The sequence below is a fragment of the Streptomyces sp. NPDC060209 genome, from assembly GCF_042728155.1.
Lineage (GTDB): Bacteria > Actinomycetota > Actinomycetes > Streptomycetales > Streptomycetaceae > Streptomyces.
This window is the reverse complement of record NZ_JBHWZS010000013.1, coordinates 24,192-46,922: the sequence shown is the minus strand read 5'-3', so window position 1 is coordinate 46,922 and position 22,731 is coordinate 24,192. Positions and strand designations below refer to the sequence as shown.

Below are 22,731 nucleotides of genomic sequence, written 5' to 3'. Positions count from 1 at the left end.
CGGAGGTGAACGATGCGCAGTTGCGCGATGGCGGGGTGTGACGACCCGGACCCGAGATGCGGGTGGTGCATTCGGCCGACTTGCCGGGGTCGCCGCGAGGGGCGGCCGGAGGGCGCGACCGGAACCCGTCAGAGCGTCCACGAGCTGGATGTACGACGCAACCGGCATTGCCATACCGGGGCGGTCTCCGGCATGCTCCCTCCATCGCCGTATGCGCTGTGCGAGGGCTGGGCAGTGGAGGAGTGGCGCCGTACCCTTGGGGGTAGGGGGTTGGGAAGATGTTTCCCGGACACAGCTTCACCGCTCACAGGCACACCTCCAAACCGCTCTCCTCACGAGGACTCTCTTCGCCGAGACACCGATGGCCGGTCACGAAATCCCTGAACCCGCAGACCGCAAGCAGGTAGCCGACCCCGGGTCGGAACCGCAGACGGTCGGAGAGTCGCGCCCTTCCTGCGATCCCGCCTTCCGGCATGGCGTCGTGGTCGGATTCGACGGCTCCATGTCCAGCGAACGAGCTCTCGCGTACGCCATCGGAATGGCGAGTCGGCACAGCTCCGGACTGATCATCGTCCATGTGGCCAACCGGCTGCCGACCACGGTCTGGGCGGGCTGCGAGCCGCCCGTCTTCGTCGATGTGCCCGACCACCGCACCGAGGTCCTCGGTCTGGAGCTGGCGTGCGCGGACTATCTCACCGAGGTGCCCTGGGTGCTCGTGGAGCGCGGCGGGGACATCTGTCACGAGCTGGAGGAGGTCGGCCGGGAGTATTCGGCCGACGCGATCGTCGTCGGTTCCACGCACGGCATCGTGGGCCGGATCTTCGGATCCGTGGCCGGCCGTCTCGCGCGCCGCGCCCAGCGCCCGGTCATCGTCATCCCCTGAGCACCGAAAGGCCCCTGACGTGGCGTCAGGGGCCCTTCACGCGCCTGTCCGCGGCGGAGCGGACGGGGACTGCTCGCCGGTGACTTCGACGACTACTCGACGGTGACGGACTTCGCCAGGTTGCGCGGCTTGTCGATGTCACGGCCCATGGCCAGCGCCGTGTGGTACGCGAACAGCTGCAGCGGGATGCCCATCAGGATCGGGTCCAGCTCGTTCTCGTTCTTCGGGACGAGGATCGTGTGGTCGGCCTTCTCCTGCTCACGGTGGGCCACGGCGAGGATGCGGCCGCTGCGGGCCTTGATCTCCTCCAGCGCGGCGCGGTTCTTCTCCAGCAGGTCGTCGTCCGGGACGATCGCGACCGTGGGGAGCGCCGGCTCGATGAGCGCGAGGGGGCCGTGCTTCAGCTCCGAGGCGGGGTAGGCCTCGGCGTGGATGTAGGAGATCTCCTTGAGCTTCAGGGAGGCCTCCAGCGCGACGGGGTAGCCCCGGACGCGGCCGATGAACATCATCGACTGCGCACCCGCGTACTCCTCGGCCAGCTTCTTGATCTCGTCCTCGGCCTCGAGGATCTGGCCGATCTGCTCGGGCAGCTTGCGCAGGCCCTCGATGATCCGCTTGCCGTCGGAGACCGAGAGGTCGCGGATGCGGCCCAGGTGCAGGGCGAGCAGGGCGAAGGCGACGACGGTGTTGGTGAAGCACTTGGTGGAGACGACGCAGACCTCGGGGCCGGCGTGGACGTACATGCCGCCGTCCGCCTCACGGGCGATCGCAGAGCCGACGACGTTCACGACGCCCAGGACGCGCGCACCCTTGCGCTTGAGCTCCTGCACGGCGGCCAGCACGTCGTAGGTCTCACCGGACTGCGAGACGGCGACGTACAGGGTGTCGGGGTCCACGACCGGGTTGCGGTAGCGGAACTCGGACGCGGGCTCCGCGTCCGCGGGGATGCGGGCCAGCTCCTCGATGAGGCCGGCGCCGATCATGCCCGCGTGGTACGAGGTGCCGCAGCCGAGGATCTTGATCCGGCGGACCCCGCGGGCCTCGCGGGCGTCCAGATTCAGGCCGCCCAGGTGCACGGTGGAGAAGCGGTCGTCGATGCGGCCGCGCAGCACGCGGTCCACGGCGTCGGCCTGCTCGGAGATCTCCTTGTGCATGTACGTGTCGTGGCCGCCCATGTCGTAGGACTCGGCCTCCCACTCCACGGTGGTGGGCGTGGCCGTCGTGGTCGAGCCCTCCGTCGTGTACGTACGGAAGTCGTCGGCCTTGAGGGTGGCCATCTCGCCGTCGTCCAGGGTGACGATCTGGCGGGTGTGGGCGACGAGCGCGGCGACGTCCGAGGCGACGAACATCTCCTTCTCGCCGATGCCGAGCACGACGGGGGAGCCGTTGCGGGCGACGACGATGCGGTCGTTGAAGTCGGCGTGCAGGACGGCGATGCCGTACGTGCCCTCGACGGACTTCAGTGCCTCGCGGACCTTCTCCTCCAGGGTGGAGGCCTGTGCCCGGGCGATCAGGTGGACCAGCACCTCGGTGTCGGTCTCGGAGAGGAAGACGACGCCGTCCGCGACGAGCTTCGCGCGGATCTCGGAGGCGTTGTCGATGATGCCGTTGTGGACGACGGCGACCTTGCTCTCCGCGTCCAGGTGCGGGTGCGCGTTCTCGTCGCTCGGGGCGCCGTGGGTGGCCCAGCGGGTGTGGGCGATGCCGGTGGTGCCGGCGAACCGCTTGGGCACGCGGGCCTCCAGCTCGCGGACCCGGCCCTTGGCCTTGACCATCTTCAGGGCGCCGGGCTTGCCCGCCGGCGCCTTGCCCGTGATGACGATGCCCGCGGAGTCGTATCCCCGGTACTCCAGCCGCTGCAGGCCCTCCAGCAGCAGCGGAGCCACGTCACGCTTCCCGATGTAACCGACGATCCCGCACATGGATTTCTGCCCCTCCATCGACGTACAAAAAGTCCGGTGCCCGGCCCGCCGTCCTGCTCAGCCGTAGACGATGCGGCGCAGCTGGCGGAGCGAGAGCTCCTGCGGCGCCACCGCGCGGTGCGGCAGCTCGGCCGCGATCCGCTCGAAGATCTCCGTGTTCACCAGGCCGCCGGCCTGCAGTTCGCGGTGGCGGCGCCGGACGAAGTCCTCGGTCGTCTCGTCGAAGTACGCCAGCACGTCGAGGATCACCCTGGCGGCCTCGCCGCGCTGGAGCGCGGTGGAGCGTACGAGGTGGTCGATGAGGTCGTCATGCGTCTGGCGGCGTTCGAGCACTCGTCGATATTGCGTGGATCGGTCTCGCTACGCAAGAAATCTGCCCGAAATCGGGCAGAAATCTCATCCAGTGGGGCTCTAATGTCGGAAATGCCCCTTAGGTTCTCATCCGGCCCCGCCCATGAGGACGGGGCCGGACACAGGGTTCAGTACTCCGCGATCGGGTTCCGCAGCGTGCCGGTCAGCTGGAGCGCACCCGCCGGGTCGTCCAGATCGACCATCTGCCGGTTGTTCCGCAGTTGCAGCCGGTTCAGGCAGGACAGTGCGAACTCCTCCGTGAACATGTCGTACTGCTCGAACTTGTCCGCGAGGTACGGCACCGAGTCCTGGTAGCCCCGGACGCACGCGGCGACCGTCCGCCAGAAGGTCTCCTCGTCGAGGATCCCCTCCGTGGCCAGACCGGCCCCCAGGAAGCGGAAGAAGCAGTCGAAGACGTCGGTGAGCACCGACAGCAGTTTCATGTCCTCGGGGACGTCGGCGCGGATCCGCTCGACCTGGGGCGGCAGCACCGCGTCCGGGTCCATGACCGCGATCTCCTCGGCGATGTCCTTGAAGACCGTCCGGCGTACGACGCCGTCCTCGATGACCAGGATCACGTTCTCACCGTGCGGCATGAACACCAGGTCGTACGCGTAGAAGCTGTGCAGCACCGGCACCAGGTACGCGTCCAGGTAGCGCCGCAGCCAGTCGGCGGGGTCCAGGCCCGACTCGGCGATCAGCGCACCCGCCACAGAGCGGCCCTCGTCGTCGGTGTGGAGCAGCGAGGCCATCGTCGCGAGCCGCTCGCCCCCGGCCAGGGCCGGGACGGGACTCTCCCGCCAGAGTGCGGCGAGCATCTTCAGGTACGGGGACCCCTTGGCGGTCGCCGTCTCGTAGGCCCGGTGGCGGTAGCCGATCGCGGCCCGCTCCCGGATGATCGAGAACCCGGCGCCGCGCAGCAGCTCGTCGCGCTCGATCAGACCGGCCAGCCAGTCGTTGATCGCGGGAGTGGCCTCCATGTACGCGGCGGAGAGCCCCCGCATGAAGCCCATGTTCAGCACGGACAGCGCCGTCTTCACGTAGTGCTTCTCGGGGTGGTCGGCGTTGAAGAAGGTCCGGATCGACTGCTGGGCCAGATAGGCGTCCTCGCCCTCGCCCAGGCAGACCAGGTGCTGCCGAGCCACCTCGCCGGCGAAGGTGACGGCGAGCTTGTTCCACCACTGCCAGGGGTGGACCGGGATCAGCAGGTAGTCGTCGAGGTCGAGGCCCAGGTCCGTCATCGTCGCGGCGAACCTGCCGAGGGCCTCCTCGCCGAGCTCGCCGGCTATGAGGGTGGGGTAGTCCAGCCCGGCACCCGCCGTGAAGGTGGCGCGATCGCGCCGGGCCGCCAGCCAGACCAGCCGGATTCCGGTCGCGGCCTCGGGGGCGTAGGCCCGGTATTCGCCGACTCCGAAGCCGAGCCGCCCGTTGTTGGCGACAAAGCAGGGGTGGCCCTCGGTCATCCCGGTCTCGATGGCCTGGAAACCGGCCACGGCGAGCTGCGCCGAGGTGGTCGGTTCCTTGGTCAGCTTGTACGCGGTTCCGGCCAGTGTGGAGGAGATCTCCTCCAGGTACACGGGAAGGACCTCGGCCGACAGTCCCAGCGTGGTGCGGAGCTCGATGAAGAACTCCAGGGCGTCCAGCGGGAGGTCCGAGCCGTGCCGGTGGCGTGTGATCGACCCGGCGTCGACCTGCCAGTGGTCCAGTGCGAAGCGTCGGGCGGCGAAGCGGTACTCGACCGTCTCGTCGTCGCTGTGCACGCTGTAGCGGCCGTCACCGAGCGGGGCGGGGGCCAGCAGCCGTTCGTGGGAGAACTCGGCCAGTGCCTTGCGGATCAGCAGCCGGTCGGCGACGGCCCAGCGCTCGGGGGTCAGGTGGCCGACGGCGGCGGTGGCGGGGTGTGTGGTCATCGGTCGGCTCCAGTGGTCGCGGCCTCGAACTGCTCGCGGGTGCATGCGCTGAGCAGGGCTTGTTTCTCCGGCTTGGTGATCTCGCGGATCACCTCGAAGCCGACGGCCTTGTTCAGCGCGTGCACCGCGGAGTTGGTGACGTCCGGCTCGACGACGACCCTGCGCACCTGCGGATCGGCGAACAGCTCCTCCATGACGGTGGTGATCACGGCGCGGGTGAAGCCGTGCACAGGGGTCTCGGGCGGGGCGACCAGGAAGTGCATCCCGATGTCGCCTGGCTCCGCCTCGTACAGCCCCTTGAGCTCGACCTCGGTGGGGTCGTAGCGCTCCATCAGGAAGGCCGGCCGCTCGTCGTGCAGACCGATGAAGGCGTCGTGGTGCGGGTGGGCGGCTATCGCCATGTACTCCCGCTCGACGTCCTCCAGCCGGGCGTCGCCCATCATCCAGAAGGCCGACCTGGGGTGGGTGACCCACTCGTGCACCAGTTCGGCGTCGGACCTCCGGCCTGCCCGGCCGGGGGAGGGGTCCATGGGGCGTACGGAGAACGTCCCGATCGTTTTCGTGCTGGTCATGCTGCGAACTCCTGGAAGGCGACGGACTTCTCGACCGGGTAGTACTCACGGCCGAGCAGTTCGCCGATGATGTACGCGTTGCGGTAGGCACCCATGCCCAGGTCGGGCGAGGTGATCGAGTGGGTGTGCACCCCGGCGTTCTGAAGGAAGATCCCGCGTCCGGTGGTGTCGATGCTGTAGTTGCGGGCCACGTCGAATCGGCCTCGGGAGTCGTGTCGGATCCGGTCGGTGACGGGCTCCAGGAAGGCCGGCGCGGCATACCGGTAGCCGGTGGCGAGGATCAGGCCCTCGCTGTCGAGCTCGTAGTCCCTGCCCTGCTCCTCCTGGCGGAGCCCCAGTGTGTACGTCCCCGTCGACTCCTCGTAACGCGCGCTGTTCAGAGCGGAGTTGGTGAGGAGGCGGGTGGGCACGGGGCCCGGCAGGTTCTTCTGGTAGAGCAGGTCGAAGATCGAGTCGATCAGTTCGCCGTCGATGCCCTTGAAGAGGCCCTTCTGGCCGGACTCCAGCCGGTAGCGGGTGTCCTCGGGCAGGGCGTGGAAGTAGTCCACGTATTCCGGCGAGGTCATCTCGAGCGTGAGCTTGGTGTACTCCAGCGGGAAGAAACGGGGGGAGCGCGTCACCCAGTTCAGCCGGTAGCCGTGTACATCGATCTCGGAGAGCAGGTCGTAGTAGATCTCCGCCGCGCTCTGCCCGCTGCCCACCAGGGTGATGGACTTCTTGGCCTGCAGCGCGGCCTTCTCCTGCAGGTAACGGGAGTTGTGCAGGAAATCGCCGCCCAGGCCCCGGCAGGCCTCCGGGATGTGCGGCGGGGTGCCGGTGCCCAGGACGAGGTGGCGGGCGCGGAACGCGCTGTCGGCGGTGCGGACGGTGTACAGACCGTCGCCCTCGTCGTAGGTAACCGACTGTACGGTTTGGTTGAAACGGATACTGCTCAGTCGGGCCGCTGCCCACCGGCAGTAGTCGTTGTACTCGGTGCGCAGGGGGTAGAAGTTCTCCCGGATGTAGAACGAGTAGAGCCTGCCCCGCTCCTTCAGGTAGTTCAGGAAGGAGTACGGGGAGGTCGGGTCGGCCATCGTGACCAGGTCCGACATGAACGGCGTCTGGAGGTGGGCCCCTTCGAGGAACATCCCCGAGTGCCACTCGAAGTCCGGCTTGGACTCCAGGAACAGCCCGTTCAGCTCCTCGATGGGCTCGGTCAGGCAGGCGAGTCCGAGGTTGAACGGGCCGAGCCCGATCCCGATGAAGTCGTACGGGGTGGCGAGGGGCTCAGGAAGCGCGGTCAAGGGACTCTCCCAGGTACTGCTCGGCGTGGCCGGCGATCAGATCGAGGACTGCGGTGATGTCAGCCGCGGTCGTTTCGGGGTTGAGCAGGGTGAACTTCAGGTACTGGCTGCTGCCGACCTTCGTGCCGGCGACCACGGCTTCACCGGAGGCGAAGAGGGCCTTGCGGGCGTACAGGTTGGCCCGGTCGATGTCGGCGGACGTCCGGACACGGGCCGGGACGTAGCGGAACACCAGGGTGGAGAGCTGCGGCTCCACGACGACGTCGTAGCGCGGGTCGGCGGCCAGCAGTCGCCAGCCCTCGGCGGCCAGGTCGCACACCTCGTCGAACAGCTCACCGACGCCGTCGGCGCCCATGGTGCGCAGCGTCATCCACAGTTTGAGCGCGTCGAACCTGCGGGTTGTCTGCAGGGACTTGTCCACCTGGTTGGGGATGCGCTCCTCGACGGTCCGCTCCGGATTGAGGTATTCCGCGTGATACGTCGCATGGCGCAGCGTGGCCCGGTCGCGGACCAGTACGGCGGACGAACTCACCGGCTGGAAGAAGGACTTGTGGTAGTCCACGGTGACCGAGTCGGCGCGCTCGATCCCGTCGATGAGTCCGCGCCTGGTGGGCGAGGCGAGCAGTCCGCAGCCGTAGGCGGCGTCGACGTGCATCCAGGCGGCGTACCGCTCGCAGAGGGCGGCGATCTCGGGCAGCGGGTCGATGGAGCCGAAGTCCGTGGTCCCCGCGGTGGCGACGACCGCCATCGGTACGGTGCCCTCGTCCGCGCAGCGTTCGAGGGCCGCGGCCAGCGCGACGGTCTGCATGCGCTTCTCACGGTCCACGGGGACGGACACGACGGAATCAGGGCCGAGGCCGAGGAGTTTGGCGGACTTCTGGACGCTGAAGTGGCTGCACTCCGAGGTGAAGATCCGCAGCCGGGTGAACTCCTCCGGGCGGAGCTTGGCCTCCTCGCGGGCCAGCAGCAGTGCCTGCAGGTTGGACTGCGTGCCACCGCTGGTGAAGACGCCGTCCGCCGCGGGGCCGAGGCCGATGCGGGCGGCCGTCCAGTCGATCAGCCGGCGCTCGATCAGCGTGCCGCCCGCGCTCTGGTCCCAGGTGTCCAGGGAGGAGTTGACCGCGGAGAGCACGGCCTCGCCGACCACCGCGGGGATGACCACGGGGCAGTTGAGGTGGGCGAGGTAGCGGGGGTGGTGGAAGTACACGGCGTCGCGGAGATAGACCTCGCCGAGCTCATCCAGTACGGCGGCGGTGTCGCCGAGCGGCCGGTCGAGGTCGATGGCGTCGACCACGGGGGTGAGGGCGTCGACGCCCATGCCGCTGAACGGCTGCACGGTGGAGGCGAGTTTGGCTGCGACCTGTTCGACTCCCGCGGTGACGGAGCGACGGTAGTCCTCCGCCGTCGTGTGGTTGAGCAGGTGGGAACGCATGTGGGGGGCCTCCCGGGCGGGGATGTCGTCGCGGCCCTCCGGGCAGAAGAAAGGGGGGACGAGGGCGCGACGGTTAAGTTAGGGAAGCCTAACCTAACAACGATCGTGCTCCTCGCCCCCCGGGGGAACCGTCACAGGAACCCCACAAGGCACGCAGGCGCGTTACGCGGCCACGCGCGCCGCTTCCTCCCTCAGCTGTTCCTCGCTCAGCCCGCGCCGCCAGTAGCCGACGAAGGTGACCCGCCTGCGGTCGAGCAGCCTCTCCTGGACGAAGTGGCGGCGCAGCGCCTTGACCCCGGACGACTCGCCGGCGATCCAGACATAGGGAGTGCCCTCGGGCAGTTCGGCGGTGCGCACGGCGTCCACGGCGGAGGGGGCGTCCTCGTCCCGCACCAGCCAGGTGATGCGCACGTCGGCCTCGGTGCGGATCTCCAACCGGTCCTGGGAGTGCGGGACCTCCAGCCAGACGTGGGCCTTCGTCCCGGCCGGGAGCCACTCCAGAGCGGCCGAGGCGGCGGGCAGGGCCGTCTCGTCGGCGCAGATCAGCACGCATCCGGTGTCCTGCGGCGGCTGGAAGCGGACTCCGTTGTTGCCCTCGCCGGTCGGACCCAGCACGGTGAGCCGCTGCCCCGGCACGGCGGCCTCCGCCCAGCGGCAGGCCGGCCCGCCGTCCTCGTGCAGCGCGAAGTCGATGTCGATCTCGGTCGAGCCGTCCTCGGCCCACCGCTGGGCGCGCACGGTGTACGAGCGCATGACCGCCCTGACGTCCGGGGGCAGGGCCCGCCAGGCCGCGAACCACTCGCCGTTCTCGTCGACCGGGACCACTGCCTCGGTCTGACCCGGATGCGGCAGGAAGATCGAGAGGCTCTGGTCCCTGCCTCCGGCGACGAAGCCGTCGCTTCCCGGTCCGCCGAGAGTGATTCTCCGCATCGACGGGCTCAGCCGGCCGGTCCGCAGGACCGTCAGGCCGAAGAACCAGAAGGGGGCGATGGCGGGTGCGGCAGCGGTCGTCATGTGAGGGGTCCTCCCGGGAACCGGAACAGCGGCGGCCCGGCCCGGAGATGCTCCGGGCCGGGCACGGGGGTCAGCCGACCTTCTTGGCCTTCTCGATGGCCTCGGCGAGGGCGTCGAGGATCGGTGCGCACTTGTCGTAGGAGTAGATGGGCTCCGTCGTACGCGGGATGACCTGACCGGCCTTCACGGCGGGCAGTCCGGCCCAGGTCGGCTTCGAGGTCAGGGCGTCGGGCTGCAGGGCCGAGGAGCGGTTGTCCATCATGATGATGTCGGCGTCGTACTTGTCGACGTTCTCCCAGCTCAGCTCCTCGAAGAAGCCGGCCTCGTTGACCTTCGGCTCGACGAACTGCACGCCGAGCTCCTGGAAGTACAGGGTGTCGGCGGACGTCTTGGCGAGCGAGACGTAGAACAGGTCCTGGCTGGCCGAGCCGACCAGGACCTTGATGTTCGGCTGGGACTTGGCGGCGGCGCGCAGCCGGGCCGCGGCCTTCTCGAAGGCGGCCTTGGCGTCGGTGACCTTCTTGGCCTTGACGTCGGCGCCGAGGGAGGCGGCGAGGTCCTCGTGGCGCTGGATCGCCTTGGGGACCGTGGTCTGCGCGGCCCACAGGGCGACGCTCGGGGCCAGCTTGAGGATCTTGTCCTTGGACTCGTCCGGCACGTACCAGAGGGCGTCCTTCTCCCACATGGCGGTCACGAGGAGCTCCGGTGCGAGACCGGCGTACTTCTCGACGTTGAACTCGCCCCAGACGTTGCCGAGCACCTCGACCTTGCTGATGTCGAGGTCGCCGGCCTGTACGTCGGCCTTGCCGTCGGAGGTCTTCGTGGGACCGAAGACGCCCTTGACCTCGACGCCGTAGTCGTGGAGTGCGGCGGCGACACCGATGAACGCGACTATGTTCTTCGGCGCGGAATCGGCCTCGGCCGTCTGCCCGCGGTCGTCCTTGAAGGACCAGGGGCCGGATTTCTCCGCACCCGAACCCGAGGTGGAGCTCTTCTCGTCGCTGTCGCCGCATGCCGCGAGGACGGCACCGAGACCGACGGCGCCACCGGCGGCCAGCAGGCCGCGGCGGGAGAGTGAGCTGGTCCGGAGGTTGGGCATGAGTGTGTCTGCTTTCGTACGCGCCCCAGGGCGCCCGCTGACGATTCGAGGGAAGGCTAGCCTAACCTCACACACTGCGATCGGGGAGGGCAAGGGGGAGCGGCCGTTCCGTTACCGCGCATGGGAAAGCCGCCTTCCCGTGACGAGGGAAGGCGGCTGCCGCGGGCGTCCGGCTCAGCCGGTGACCGGCTGGAGGCGCAGCATGTCGATGTCCGGGCACACCTTGGCGATCACGCCGAAGTCATCGTCCATATGCGGCACGGTGAGCCTCGAAGTCCGTCCGTCAGGCGTCCATGCCCAGTTCCCGGGCGATCAGCATCCGCTGGACCTCGCTCGTGCCCTCGCCGATCTCCAGGATCTTGGAGTCGCGCCACATCCGGGCCACCGGGTACTCGTTCATGAAGCCGTACCCGCCGTGGATCTGCGTCGCCTCACGGGCGTTGTCCACCGCCACCGTCGAGGAGTACAGCTTCGCGATGGCCGCCTCCTTCTTGAACGGTTCGCCCGCCACGAGCCGCGAGGCCGCGTCGCGCCAGCCGATCCGGGCCATGTGCGCCCGCGTCTCCATGTCCGCGATCTTGAACTGGATCGCCTGGTTGGCGCCGATCGGCTTCCCGAAGGCGTGCCGCTCCTTCGCGTACTTCAGCGACTCGTCCACACAGCCCTGGGCCAGACCCGTCGACAGCGCCGAGATGGCGATCCGGCCCTCGTCCAGGATCCGCAGGAACTGCGCGTACCCGCGGCCCTCCTCGCCCAGCAGGTTCGCCGCCGGGACGCGGACGTCGGAGAAGGACAGCTCGCGGGTGTCCGAGGCGTTCCACCCGACCTTGGAGTAGGGGGCGGCCACCGTGAAGCCGGGGGTGCCGGAAGGGACGATGATCGCGGAGATGCGCGGGGCGCCGTTGTCCTTGCGGCCGGTGACGGCCGTCACCGTCACCAGCTCCGTGATGTCCGTACCGGAGTTGGTGATGAAGCACTTGGAGCCGTTGATCACCCACTCGCCGGTGGCCTCGTCCAGCACGGCCGTCGTCCGGGTGCCGCCCGCGTCCGAGCCGCCGTCCGGCTCCGTCAGCCCGAACGCGCCGAGCGCCTCGCCCGAGCAGAGCTTCGGCAGCCACCGCTGTTTCTGCTCCTCGGTCCCGAAGCGGTAGACCGGCATGGCGCCGAGCGAGACCCCGGCCTCCAGCGTGATCGCCACGGACGAGTCGACCCGGGCCAGCTCCTCCAGGGCGATTCCGAGGGCGAGATAGTCGCCGCCCATGCCGCCGTACTCCTCCGGGAAGGGCAGCCCGAACAGGCCCATCCGGCCCATCTCCCGCACGATCTCGTAGGGGAACTCGTGGCGTTCGTAGAAGTCGCCGATCTTCGGGGCGATCACATCGTGTGCGAACTCCTCGACGGTGCGGCGCAGTTCCTCGTGCTCGGCGGTCAGCCGGTGGTCAAGGGACATGGTGCTTCACTCCTTGTGGGACAGCGCGCGGACGGTACGGGACGGGCTCGGGCGGCCCAGGTGTTCGGCCATCCACACGCTTGTGGCGGTGAGTGCGCCGAGGTCGACCCCGGTTTCGATGCCGAGGCCGTCGAGCATCCACACGAGATCCTCGGTGGCGAGGTTTCCGGTGGCGCTCTTCGCGTAGGGGCAGCCGCCCAGGCCGCCCGCCGAGGCGTCCACCGTCGCCACCCCGTGCTGGAGCGCGGCCAGGGTGTTGGAGAGCGCCTGGCCGTACGTGTCGTGGAAGTGCACTCCGATGCTGTTGGTGTGCACGCCCTCCTCGTTCAGCTCGGAGAGCAGGTCCTGCACATGGCCGGGGGTGGCGACGCCGATGGTGTCGCCGAGGGAGAGCTCGTCGCAGCCGAGGTCCATCAGCGCCTTGGCGACCCGGACGACCTGGTGGACGGGGACGGGCCCCTCCCACGGGTCGCCGAAGCACATCGACAGATAGCCGCGGACATGCACCTTGTCCGCCTTGGCGCGGGCGACGACCGGCTCGAACATGGCGAGTGACTCGTCGACCGTGCGGTTGAGATTTCGGGCGGCGAACGACTCGGTCGCCGACCCGAAGACGGCGATCCGGCGGGCACCGAGCGCGAGCGCCCGGTCCAGGCCGCGTTCGTTCGGCACGAGGACGGGGAGCGCCACGTCCCCGACGTCCGCGATCTCGCCGAGCATCGGGAACAGCTGCTCCGCGTCCGCCAGTTGTGGCACCCACTTGGGGTGCACGAAGCTGGTCGCCTCGATCGTGGAGAGCCCGGCCTCCGCGAGCCGGCGGACGAACTCCGCCTTCACCTCGGTCGGTACGACGGACTTCTCGTTCTGCAGTCCGTCGCGGGCGCCGACCTCATGGATACGGACCCGGGCCGGCAGTCCCGGCACGGGCACCGTCATGGGCAGTCCGGTGTCGGTCACGATTCCTCCTTCGGGGCCACAACAGCCAGGATCTGGTCCATGGCGACCGTGGCACCGGCGGTGACGTCCAGCTCGGTCACCGTCCCGGCATGCGGGGCCGAGATGACGTGCTCCATCTTCATCGCCTCGACGACCAGCAGGCTCTGCCCGGCCACGACCTCGTCCCCGACCGCCACCTTCACCACCGTGACGGTCCCGGGCATGGGCGCGGCGAGCGTGTCCGCGCCCGAACGGGCGGCGTTGCCGAGGGACGCCTCCACCGGGTCGTGGTCCTGGACGTGCCAGGTGTCGCCGTCCCGGCCGAGCCAGACCCCGTCCGGGGACGATGCCCGGCTGAACGTGTGGGTGAGGCCGTCGAGTTCGACGACGACACGCCGCCCCGACGCCTCGACGAGCCGGGAGCTCTCCGCGCCGGGCAGCGGGGGCACCGGACCGCACGGGTCCGCCTGCCCCTCCCGGTCCCCGGCGTGGCCGAACGTCAGCGCGACCGAGCCCTCCGCGCCCGTACGCAGGCCCACGCGCACCGGGTCGTGGCCCGGGACCCGGAAGTGGTGGAAGGTTTCCGCGGGTGTGCCGCCCAGCCGCCAGCCGCTGGGCACCGAGAACGGATCGACCCACCCGGCGGACGGCGTGGGGGACGCCTGCCGCAGCAGCGCCGCCACCGCGTACACCTCCTCCGGCACCCCGTCCGGCACCAGGCCGGCCGCCTCCCGCTCCACGAGGCCGGTGTCCAGGTCGCCCGCGGCCACCGCCGGATGGGCCAGCAGCCGCCGCAGGAACCCCGCGTTCGTCGGCACGCCCAGCACCACCGTGTCCGCCAGCGCCGCGCGGAGCCGGCGCAGCGCCGTGGGCCGGTCGGGGCCGTACGCGATGACCTTCGAGAGCATCGGGTCGTAGGTACTCCCGACCGGCACGCCCTCGCTGAGCCCCGAGTCCGTCCGGAGCCCGCCGCCCTGCGGCTCGTGCAGCGCCAGCACCGTGCCGCCGGACGGGAGGAAGCCGCGCGCCGGGTCCTCCGCGCAGACACGGGCCTCCACGGCATGCCCGGTGAGTGTGATGTCGGCCTGGCCGTAGGGCAGTCGAACGCCGGATGCGACCCGCAGCTGCCACTCGACCAGGTCCAGGCCGGTGATCAGCTCGGTCACCGGGTGCTCGACCTGGAGGCGGGTGTTCATCTCCATGAAGAAGTAGGAGGAGGGGTCGTTGCCCGGGACGATGAACTCGACCGTCCCCGCGCCGACATACCCGCAGGATCGTGCCGCCTGCACGGCCGCCTCACCCATCGCCGCACGGGTGCGCTCGTCGAGCAGGACCGAGGGCGCCTCCTCGATGATCTTCTGGTGGCGGCGCTGGAGCGAGCACTCGCGCTCTCCGAGATGGATCACATTGCCGTGTGCGTCGGCCAGGACCTGGATCTCGATGTGGCGCGGCCGGTCGATCCACCGCTCGACGAGGAGCGTGTCGTCCCCGAACGAGGCGCGCGCCTCGCGCCGGGCCGCCGCGATCTCGTCGGCCAGCAGCGCCTCCTCGCGCACCAGCCGCATGCCCTTGCCGCCTCCGCCCGCCGACGGCTTCAGCAGCACGGGCATGCCGATCTCCCGTGCGGCCGCGCCCAGTTGCGCGTCGGTGAGGCCGCTCCCGGAGGAACCTGGCACCACCGGGACCCCGGCCGCGGCGACGGTCTCCTTGGCGCGGATCTTGTCGCCCATCAGCGAGATCGCCGGAGCGGGCGGCCCGATGAAGACCAGCCCCGCCTCCGCGCAGGCCTGGGCGAAGCCCGCGTTCTCGGCGAGGAAGCCGTATCCCGGATGGACGGCCTCGGCGCCCGTGCGGCGGGCGGCGTCCAGCAGCCGTTCCACCGACAGATAGCTCTCCGCGGCAGGGGCGGGCCCGATCCGTACCGCCGTATCCGCTTCCCGTACGTGCCGGGCGTCCGCGTCGGCGTCGCTGAAGACGGCGACCGACCGCACGCCGAGCTCGCGCAGGGTCCGGATGACCCGGACCGCGATCTCGCCACGGTTGGCGACCAGAACAGTGCTGAACATGGAAGTCCTCACATCACATCCGGAAGACGCCGAAACTGGGTTCGCCCAGCGGGGCGTTGGCACACGCGGTCAGGGCGAGCCCCAGCACCTGCCGGGTCTCCGTCGGGTCGATCACGCCGTCGTCCCAGAGCCGGGCCGTGGCGTAGTAGGCGTTGCCCTGCTGCTCGTACTGCGCGCGGACCGGATCCTTGAAGGCCTCTTCCTCCTCGGCGGGCCACTCCTCGCCGCGGCCCTCGATCTGGTCCCGCTTGACGGTGGCCAGCACGGAGGCGGCCTGCTCGCCGCCCATGACCGAGATCTTGGCGTTCGGCCACATCCACAGGAAGCGCGGCCCGTACGCCCGGCCGCACATGGAGTAGTTCCCGGCGCCGTACGACCCGCCGACCACGACCGTCAGCTTCGGCACCCTCGTGCAGGCCACGGCCGTCACCATCTTGGCGCCGTGCTTGGCGATTCCGCCGGCCTCGTAGTCCCGGCCGACCATGAAGCCGGAGATGTTCTGGAGGAACACCAGCGGGATGCCTCGCTGGTCGCACAGCTCGATGAAGTGGGCGCCCTTCTGGGCGGACTCCGAGAACAGGATCCCGTTGTTGGCGACGATGCCGACGGGATGGCCGTGGATGCGGGCGAAGCCGGTGATCAGCGTCTGGCCGTACTCCGCCTTGAACTCGGCGAAGCGCGAGCCGTCCACCACCCGGGCGATGACCTCCCGCACGTCGTAGGGCGTACGCGAGTCGACGGGCACCGCTCCGTAGAGGCCCGCGGGATCCGCCTTCGGCTCCTCGGCGGGCTCCACGGACCAGGGGAGCGGGCCGCGGGCGGGGAGCGTCGCGACGATGTTCCGTACGATCCGCAGCGCGTGCGCGTCGTCCTCGGCGAGATGGTCGGTGACCCCGGACGTGCGGGAGTGCACCTCACCGCCGCCCAGCTCCTCCGCCGTCACGACCTCACCGGTGGCCGCCTTCACGAGCGGGGGGCCGCCCAGGAAGATCGTGCCCTGGTTCCGGACGATGACGGCCTCGTCGCTCATGGCCGGCACATACGCGCCGCCCGCCGTGCAGGAACCGAGCACCGCCGCGATCTGCGGGATGCCGGCGCCCGACATCCGGGCCTGGTTGTAGAAGATCCGCCCGAAGTGGTCCCGGTCGGGGAACACCTCGTCCTGCATCGGGAGGAACGCGCCCCCCGAGTCCACCAGATAGAGGCACGGCAGCCGGTTCTCCAGGGCCACCTCCTGGGCACGGAGGTGCTTCTTCACGGTCATCGGGTAGTACGTGCCGCCCTTGACGGTCGCGTCATTGGCGACGATCACGCACTCACGGCCGCTGACCCGCCCGATTCCGGCGATCACCCCGGCCGCCGGCGCCGAGCCCCCGTACAGCCCCTCGGCCGCGAGCGGCGCCAGCTCCAGGAACGGCGAGCCGGGATCGAGCAGCGTGTCCACCCGCTCGCGGGGCAGCAGCTTGCCGCGCGCCACATGCCGGGCGCGGGCCTTCTCACCCCCGCCGAGCCGTGCCGTGGCGAGCCGCGTGCGCAGCTCCTCGGCGAGCGCGTGATGCGCCGCCTCGTTGGCCTGCCAGGCCTCCGAGGCGGGATCGGCCGCGCTCACCAGGACCGGTGCCTGCTGCATCCTGTCGAGCCCCCTTGCCCGTACCGCGGTAGTCGGACGGTAGTTAATGAGCGTTAACGCATTGCGCTCAGGTTAACGAGCGCTAACCCGCCTGTCTAGAATGAATCCTCATGAGCACCCATGCCGCCGCCCGTGTCGCGGCTCCCACCCGCCGCGAGCAGATCCTCAGAGAGGCGGCCCGCCTCTTCGCCGAGCGCGGCTTCCACGGTGTCGGGGTCGACGAGATAGGGGCGGCGGTCGGTATCAGCGGCCCCGGCCTCTACCGCCACTTCCCCGGCAAGGACGCGATGCTCGCCGAACTGCTCGTCGGTATCAGCGAGCGCCTGCTGGCCGGCGGCAGGCTGCGCGTCACCGAGGACGGCGCCTCCCGGGACGGTTCCCCGGACGCCCTCCTGGACGCCCTCATCGAGGGCCACATCGACTTCGCCCTCGACGACCGCCCTCTGATCACCCTCCACGACCGCGAGCTGGACCGCCTGCGCGACACGGACCGCAAGCGTGTGCGCCAGCTCCAGCGGCAGTACGTGGAGGTCTGGGTCGAGGTCGTCCGGGCCCTCTACCCGGCCCTCGTGGAGAGCGAGGCCCGGGTCACCGTCCACGCGGTGTTCGGCCTGCTGAACTCCACCCCCCATCTGACCCGCCCCGAGGCCCTCCCGGACCGCACGGCCACGGCCGCCCTGCTGCACCGGCTGGCGCGGGGCGCCTTCGAGGCGGCGGCCTCGTAACCGGGGCGGTCTGCGCACCCGGGGCCACCGCCGCCACGAAGCCGGGGCAGGTCAGGCCGGTGGCGCTCGGTCCGGGCCACTCCGCGACGCCGTGGCGGGATTCCGCCGTTCGAGACACCGGGCACACAGTGCGTCCCCGACGGCACAATGGGTGCATGCCGATACCCAGCCGTGCTGCCCTCGTCGAGCACCTCGTCCGCACCCGTATCGCGGGCGACGTCGCCACTCCACGCGACAACAACCTCTCCCACTACCGCCAGCTCGCCAACGGCAACCGCCATTTCTGGCTGGGGCTGGAGCTCGGCGACCGCTGGCGTGACGAGCAGGACGTGCTTGCCGTGATGGCCGAGAGATGCGGGGTCAACGACGACCCCGAGCACCGGCAGGGACAGGACACCATCGACCCGGAACTGACGGTCGACGCCCTCGACCGGATGGCGGCCCGGCTGCGCAAGGCGGCGGCGGACGGCGAGCGGGTGCTGCTCGCGACCGGGCACCCGGGCGGTCTGCTCGACGTGCACCGGCAGACCGCGAACGCCCTGCGGGACGCCGGGTGCGAGATCGTACGGATCCCCGGCGGCCTGATGGCCGACGAGGGCATGGTCTTCCAGTTCGCCGACGTCGCCGTACTGGAGCGCGGCGCGACCCTGTGGCACACGCACTCGCCGGTCCCGATGGCCGCCATCCTCGACGGCCTGGAGCGCGAGGGCCGGCCGCGGCCCGATCTGGTCGTGGCCGACCACGGCTGGGCCGGATGCGCGGGGCAGCGCGGGATCGACTCGATCGGCTACGCGGACTGCAACGACCCCGCGCTGTTCCTGGGCGAGGCGGAGGGCACCCTCCAGGTGACCGTGCCGCTGGACGACCATGTCGCCGACCCGCGCTACTACGACCCGATGACCGACTACCTGCTCGACGCGGCCGGGCTGCTCCCCTCCGTCGATCGGGCGTAACGCGCCGCCAGTTCCCTCAGGTGGGTGACCAGGCCGGCCGGCTCCGTCACAGTGAAGTCGAAGCCGAGCATGCCCAGGTGGACCGCGAGCGAGTCCAGGGAATCGGCCCCGGTGTCCAGGACGCAGGTCTCCGCGTCGACGGTCTCGACCGTGCCCACCGCGGGGTTGATCCGCTCCAGCACCGCCGGAGCGGGCGCGTGGACCGTCACCCGGGCGTGGTGACGCCAGGCGGCGGCCGACGCCCTGCCGGCGACGTACGCCGCGGCGTTGCCGTCCGGGTCCTCGCGGGGCGCGAACCGCGGGCCGGCCGGCAGCCGGGGCGTGATCCGGTCCACGCGGAAGGTGCGCCAGGCGTCGCGGTCCACGTCCCACGCCACGAGGTACCAGCGGCGTCCCCAGTTCACGACGCGCTGGGGCTCGACCAGCCGGCGGGCCGACGTACCGGAGTGGTCGCGGTAGTCCAGGCGCAGGCGCTCGTGGTCACGGCAGGCGGCCGTCAGCGTCATGAGCAGCTCCGTGTCCGTCTCCGGCGCGGGCCGGTCCGCCGGTACGGGCACGGCGTACCGCTGCAGGGTGCGGACGCGCCGGCGCAGGCGCGAGGGCAGCACCTGCTCCAGCTTGGCGAGGGCGCGGCTCGAGGTGTCCTCCATCCCGGCGAGCGCGCTCTGTGCCACATTGCGCAGGGCGACCGTCACCGCGACGGCCTCCTCGTCGTCCAGGAGCAGTGGGGGCATCGCGCTGCCCGCCGCGAGCCGGTACCCACCCGTCGAACCGCGAGTGGCGTCCACCGGATAGCCGAGGGTGCGGAGGCGTTCGATGTCGTTGCGCACCGTCCGGCCGCTCACCCCGAGCCGGTCGGCGAGCTCGGACCCCGGCCACTCGCGGGGTGACTGGAGCAGGGAAAGCAGTCGCAGCAGACGTGCGGAGGTATCCAGCATCGTTCGACGCCCGCCGTCCCAATAGGAATGAACCGTGCCTATAGCGATCCTAGGATTTCATTCATGGAGAACAGCAGCAAGACCGCAGCCGCAGACACCTCCGTCCGTCCCTTCCGGGTCGACATCCCGCAGGCGGACCTCGACGACCTGCGCGACCGCCTCGTCAGGACCCGTTGGAACACCGGGGTGCAGGGCGTCGACGACTGGTCGCGAGGCGTTCCCGCCGGCTATCTGAAGGAGCTCGCCGCGTACTGGGCGGACGGCTTCGACTGGCGCAAGGCGGAGGAGCGGCTCAACGCGTTCCCGCAGTACGTCACGGAGGTCGACGGGCAGGACATCCACTTCGCGCACGTCCGCTCCGACAACGCGGACGCCACCCCGCTGCTGCTGATCCACGACTGGCCGGGATCGTTCGTCCAGTTCATCGACGTCATCGAGCCGCTGTCGCGTGACTTCCACGTCGTCGTCACGTCGACGCCGGGTGTCGGCTTCTCCGGCCCCCTGACGTCGGCGGGCTGGAACACCGGCCGGATCGCGAAGGCGTTCACCGTGGTCATGTCCCGTCTCGGCTACGACCGTTACGGGGTTCAGGGCAACGGGGGCGGGGCCTGGATCGCGGGCGAGATGGGCCGGGTCGCCCCGGAGCGGGTGAAGGGCGTCCATGTGAACGGCCTGGTCACCTTCCCCTCGGACGACCCCGCGGACTTCGCAGGGCTCACCGACGGCGAGCGGACGAGGCTGGAGCGGCTGCAGCAGTTCCGCGACGACAAGATGGGCTTCAACGCCATCCAGTCGACCCGCCCCGAGACGGTGGCCTACGGGCTGAACGACTCACCGGCCGGCCAGCTGGCCTGGATCGTGGAGAAGTTCAAGGAGTGGACGGACACCGCCAAGGAACTGCCCGAGGACGCGGTGGACCGCGACACCCTGCTCACCAACGTCAGCCTGTACTGGTTCACCGGTACGGCGGGATCCTCGGCCCACCTCTACTACGAGATGGCCCACGACCCGAGCGCCTGGGCGCCCAAGGAGCCCGGCACCGTACCCACCGCGGTGGCCGTCGCGCTGCCGTCCGACGTGGCGATCCGCCGCTTCGCCGAGCGCGACCACCACGTCGTGCGCTGGACCGAGTTCGACCGCGGCGGCAACTTCCTCGCCCTGGAGCAGCCGGCACTCCTGACCGAGGACGTACGGGAGTTCTTCGCGAGCCTCGGCTGAGACGCCGCCCGCGCCCGGTCAGGACTCTCTCGGGCGCAGGCGTACGGGCAGTGACCGGTGGCCGTTGCTGATCAGCGAGGCCACCGGTCCCATGTCCCCTTCCCCGGGGGCGATCTCGGCGTCGGGGAATCGGTCGAAGAAGGCGCTCAGCGCTATCTCGCCCTCCATCCTGGCCAGTGCCGCACCGAGGCAGAAGTGGATCCCGTGACCGAAGGCGAGGTGCTCCTTGGTGATCCGGGTGACGTCGAAGGCGTCCGGGTCGTCGTGCCAGCCGGGATGCCGGTTGGCCGCCGCGTAGGAGGCGAGGATCGCCTCGCCCTTGGCGATGGTCCGTCCGTCGGGCAGCGGGATGTCGGCCACGGCGTACCGCAGGGGGAGGTGCTTGACCGGTGGGGAATGGCGCAGGGTCTCCTCCACGACGTCCGACCACGACGCGCGGCCCTCACGCACGTGGGCGAGCTGGCCCGGGTCGGTGAGCAGGTTCGTCACGGCCTGGTCGATCAGGTTGACGGTGGTCTCGTAGCCGGCGTTGATCATCAGGAGCAGTGTGTCGCGCAGCTCCTCCTCGGCCAGCCCCTGCCCGTCCATGCCTTCCTCGCCCAGGGCGATCAGCACGGACGCCATGTCCTCACCCGGCTCGGCCCGTTTGGCGGCGATGAGTGCGTCGAGCATTGCGTACAACTGCTCGGTGTTGGAGGCGGCTTCCTCGGGGGTCAGGGTCGTGGAGAACACGTCGTTGACGAGGGCACGGAACTCGTTGGCCCGGTCGTCGGGAACACCCAGGAGCCGGCCGATGACCGTGATGGGCAGCGGATAGGCGAACAGGTCGCGGATGTCGGCGACTTCGCCCGGGGGAGTGGTCTCCAGGGAGTCCAGGAGCTTCTCCACGATGCCTTCGACGGTCGGCCTCAGCGCGGCGACGCGCCGGGCGCTGAACGCCGGGGCGACGATGCGGCGCAGGCGGCGGTGGTCGCCTCCGTAGGCGGTGAACATGTTCGTGGCGGCGATCCACAGGGCCAGCGGCCAGGTCTGGACGGCCTCCTCGAAGCCGGGCCAGTGCCGGCGGGCGTCCTTGGAGACGTCCGGGCTGGTCAGGAGCTCCTTCAGCAGGGCCGGGTCGGTCACGGACCAGGCCTCCACACCGAGGATGTCGATTCGCGTGGCGGGGCCCTGGGCGCGTAACCGTTCGTGTTCGGCGTCCGCGTCGCGGGCGGCCGGATCGAGGACGATGGGGGCTGCGGGCTGGGTCATGGCGAGGACACCTCGGTCGGCTCGGGCGGCGTGATCGGCACCGGCCTACCCAGCGGCCGGCCTCCGGACCCACGCCCTCGCCAAACCCTCACATCCGGTTGTACGGCCCTCCAGTGCGCGCCCGGATCAGCCGCCGGAGCGCGCCGCGAGCCGCTGGGCGCGCCCGGGAGTCGGATCCAGGTACACCCGCTGGATCGACGGGTAGCGCTCCCGCAGTTGCTGCTCCGCCTCCTCGCACGCCCACTCGATCTGCGCGGCCGTCGACGCGTCCCGGAAGTCGATCTTCGCGGCGACCAGCAGCTCCGAGGGACCCTGGATCAGCGTGGTCAGCTCCACCACCTCGACGATGTGCGGCACGGACAGCAGCTCCTCGCGCACCCCGGTCCGCATCTCGGCGGGCAGCGGCCGGCCGATCAGCAGCTGGGCGTTGGCCCGGCAGAGCACCCACGCCACGTACACCAGCAGTACGCCGATGAGGATCGATGCGACGCCGTCCCACACCGCGGATCCGGTCAGCTGCCCGCCGAGCAGGCCACCGGCCGCCAGCAGCAGCCCGGCAAGGGCCGCCGAGTCCTCCATGACCACGGCCTTGACCGCCGTGTCGGGGGTCCGGCGCAGATAGTGCGGCGCGGGCATCCGGAGCCGCGCGGCCTCACCGCGCACCTGCCGGACGCCCGTACGCAGCGAGAAGCCCTCCAGCAGGAAGGCGACCGCGAGCACGAGGTACGAGACCAGCGGATCGCCGAGCTCCTCACCCCGGATCAGGGTGTGGATGCCGTCGTACAGGGAGAACACCGCGCCACCGACGAACGTCGCGACGGCGGCGAGCATCGCCCAGATGTACCGCTCGGGGCCGTAACCCAGCGGGTGGTCCTCGTCGGGCGGCTTCCCGCTGCGCTTGAGCGCGGTGAGGAGCATGAGCTCGGTGACGGTGTCGGCGACCGAGTGCGCGGCCTCCGAGAGCATCGCGCTCGAACCGCTGATCAGGCCCGCCACCAGCTTCGCCACCGCGATACCGAGATTGGCGGCCGCCGCGACGACGACGGTGAACGTGGACTCGCTGCCACCGGTCTGCTCGTCACTCGTGGCGTCACTCAT

19 protein-coding genes are annotated in these 22,731 nt (G+C 70.3%); 4 read left to right on the top strand and 15 right to left on the bottom strand.

The genetic code is table 11. The features are described 5' to 3' along the window. Positions 1–361: 361 nt before the first annotated feature. Positions 362–883 (top strand): universal stress protein, encoded by a 522-nt coding sequence (locus ACFWFI_RS04785; protein WP_383114559.1) that lies wholly within the window; start codon positions 362–364, stop codon positions 881–883. Between the two features lie 92 nt (positions 884–975). Here ACFWFI_RS04785 and glmS read toward each other — a convergent pair whose 3' ends face one another. The 12 genes from glmS to ACFWFI_RS04725 form a co-directional block, all read right to left on the bottom strand. After that, positions 976–2,805, bottom strand: a complete 1,830-nt coding sequence (glmS, locus tag ACFWFI_RS04780; RefSeq protein WP_387385535.1) for a glutamine--fructose-6-phosphate transaminase (isomerizing) — start codon at positions 2,803–2,805, stop codon at positions 976–978. A gap of 57 nt (positions 2,806–2,862) precedes the next feature. Further along, entirely contained in the window at positions 2,863–3,138 is a 276-nt protein-coding gene (locus ACFWFI_RS04775; protein WP_031092215.1) for a hypothetical protein, read from the bottom strand. Positions 3,139–3,284: 146 nt separating this feature from the next. Next, positions 3,285–5,066 (bottom strand): IucA/IucC family protein, encoded by a 1,782-nt coding sequence (locus ACFWFI_RS04770; RefSeq protein ID WP_387385483.1) that lies wholly within the window; start codon positions 5,064–5,066, stop codon positions 3,285–3,287. After that, positions 5,063–5,638 (bottom strand): GNAT family N-acetyltransferase, encoded by a 576-nt coding sequence (locus tag ACFWFI_RS04765; RefSeq protein ID WP_387385480.1) that lies wholly within the window; start codon positions 5,636–5,638, stop codon positions 5,063–5,065. Before ACFWFI_RS04765 ends, ACFWFI_RS04770 begins: the two co-directional genes overlap by 4 nt. Next, positions 5,635–6,921 (bottom strand): lysine N(6)-hydroxylase/L-ornithine N(5)-oxygenase family protein, encoded by a 1,287-nt coding sequence (locus ACFWFI_RS04760; protein ID WP_387385478.1) that lies wholly within the window; start codon positions 6,919–6,921, stop codon positions 5,635–5,637. Before ACFWFI_RS04760 ends, ACFWFI_RS04765 begins: the two co-directional genes overlap by 4 nt. Then, positions 6,905–8,353 carry a pyridoxal phosphate-dependent decarboxylase family protein gene (locus ACFWFI_RS04755; RefSeq protein ID WP_387385476.1) on the bottom strand — a complete coding sequence of 483 codons (1,449 nt, stop codon included), beginning with the start codon at positions 8,351–8,353 and terminating at the stop codon, positions 6,905–6,907. The genes ACFWFI_RS04760 and ACFWFI_RS04755 overlap by 17 nt, the downstream gene beginning before the upstream one ends. Positions 8,354–8,515: 162 nt before the next feature. Next, positions 8,516–9,367: a siderophore-interacting protein gene (locus tag ACFWFI_RS04750; protein WP_387385473.1), complete on the bottom strand. Its 852-nt coding sequence runs from the start codon at positions 9,365–9,367 to the stop codon at positions 8,516–8,518. A 70-nt stretch (positions 9,368–9,437) separates the two neighbouring features. Further along, positions 9,438–10,466, bottom strand: coding sequence for an ABC transporter substrate-binding protein (locus tag ACFWFI_RS04745; RefSeq protein ID WP_387385470.1), 1,029 nt, complete (start codon positions 10,464–10,466; stop codon positions 9,438–9,440). A gap of 283 nt (positions 10,467–10,749) precedes the next feature. After that, positions 10,750–11,916: an acyl-CoA dehydrogenase family protein gene (locus tag ACFWFI_RS04740; protein WP_387385467.1), complete on the bottom strand. Its 1,167-nt coding sequence runs from the start codon at positions 11,914–11,916 to the stop codon at positions 10,750–10,752. A 6-nt stretch (positions 11,917–11,922) separates the two neighbouring features. Next, complete coding sequence (locus tag ACFWFI_RS04735) at positions 11,923–12,852, bottom strand: hydroxymethylglutaryl-CoA lyase (protein ID WP_387385533.1); 930 nt, start codon at positions 12,850–12,852, stop codon at positions 11,923–11,925. Positions 12,853–12,869: 17 nt separating this feature from the next. Next, on the bottom strand, positions 12,870–14,918 hold the full coding sequence (locus ACFWFI_RS04730; protein ID WP_387385465.1) for an ATP-binding protein: 2,049 nt from the start codon (positions 14,916–14,918) through the stop codon (positions 12,870–12,872). 13 nt (positions 14,919–14,931) lie between these two features. After that, positions 14,932–16,548 carry a carboxyl transferase domain-containing protein gene (locus ACFWFI_RS04725; protein ID WP_387385464.1) on the bottom strand — a complete coding sequence of 539 codons (1,617 nt, stop codon included), beginning with the start codon at positions 16,546–16,548 and terminating at the stop codon, positions 14,932–14,934. A gap of 110 nt (positions 16,549–16,658) precedes the next feature. Here ACFWFI_RS04725 and ACFWFI_RS04720 point away from each other — a divergent pair, with 110 nt between their 5' ends. Both ACFWFI_RS04720 and ACFWFI_RS04715 read left to right on the top strand, forming a co-directional pair. Further along, a complete protein-coding gene (locus ACFWFI_RS04720) occupies positions 16,659–17,273 on the top strand; it encodes an SACE_7040 family transcriptional regulator (RefSeq protein WP_387385462.1) in 615 nt (204 codons plus the stop codon). A gap of 155 nt (positions 17,274–17,428) precedes the next feature. Beyond that, positions 17,429–18,226 carry a phosphatase gene (locus ACFWFI_RS04715; RefSeq protein WP_387385460.1) on the top strand — a complete coding sequence of 266 codons (798 nt, stop codon included), beginning with the start codon at positions 17,429–17,431 and terminating at the stop codon, positions 18,224–18,226. Here the strand turns inward: ACFWFI_RS04715 and ACFWFI_RS04710 are convergent. Further along, positions 18,178–19,164 (bottom strand): helix-turn-helix transcriptional regulator, encoded by a 987-nt coding sequence (locus ACFWFI_RS04710; RefSeq protein ID WP_387385458.1) that lies wholly within the window; start codon positions 19,162–19,164, stop codon positions 18,178–18,180. The two genes, ACFWFI_RS04715 and ACFWFI_RS04710, sit on opposite strands and share 49 nt — an antisense overlap. 63 nt (positions 19,165–19,227) lie before the next feature. On the opposite strand from ACFWFI_RS04710, the gene ACFWFI_RS04705 reads away from it, so the two are divergent. After that, positions 19,228–20,382, top strand: a complete 1,155-nt coding sequence (locus tag ACFWFI_RS04705; RefSeq protein ID WP_387385456.1) for an epoxide hydrolase family protein — start codon at positions 19,228–19,230, stop codon at positions 20,380–20,382. Positions 20,383–20,400: 18 nt separating this feature from the next. Here ACFWFI_RS04705 and ACFWFI_RS04700 read toward each other — a convergent pair whose 3' ends face one another. Both ACFWFI_RS04700 and ACFWFI_RS04695 read right to left on the bottom strand, forming a co-directional pair. Beyond that, positions 20,401–21,633, bottom strand: a complete 1,233-nt coding sequence (locus tag ACFWFI_RS04700; RefSeq protein ID WP_387385454.1) for a cytochrome P450 family protein — start codon at positions 21,631–21,633, stop codon at positions 20,401–20,403. 126 nt (positions 21,634–21,759) lie between these two features. Further along, a complete protein-coding gene (locus ACFWFI_RS04695) occupies positions 21,760–22,731 on the bottom strand; it encodes a cation diffusion facilitator family transporter (protein WP_387385451.1) in 972 nt (323 codons plus the stop codon).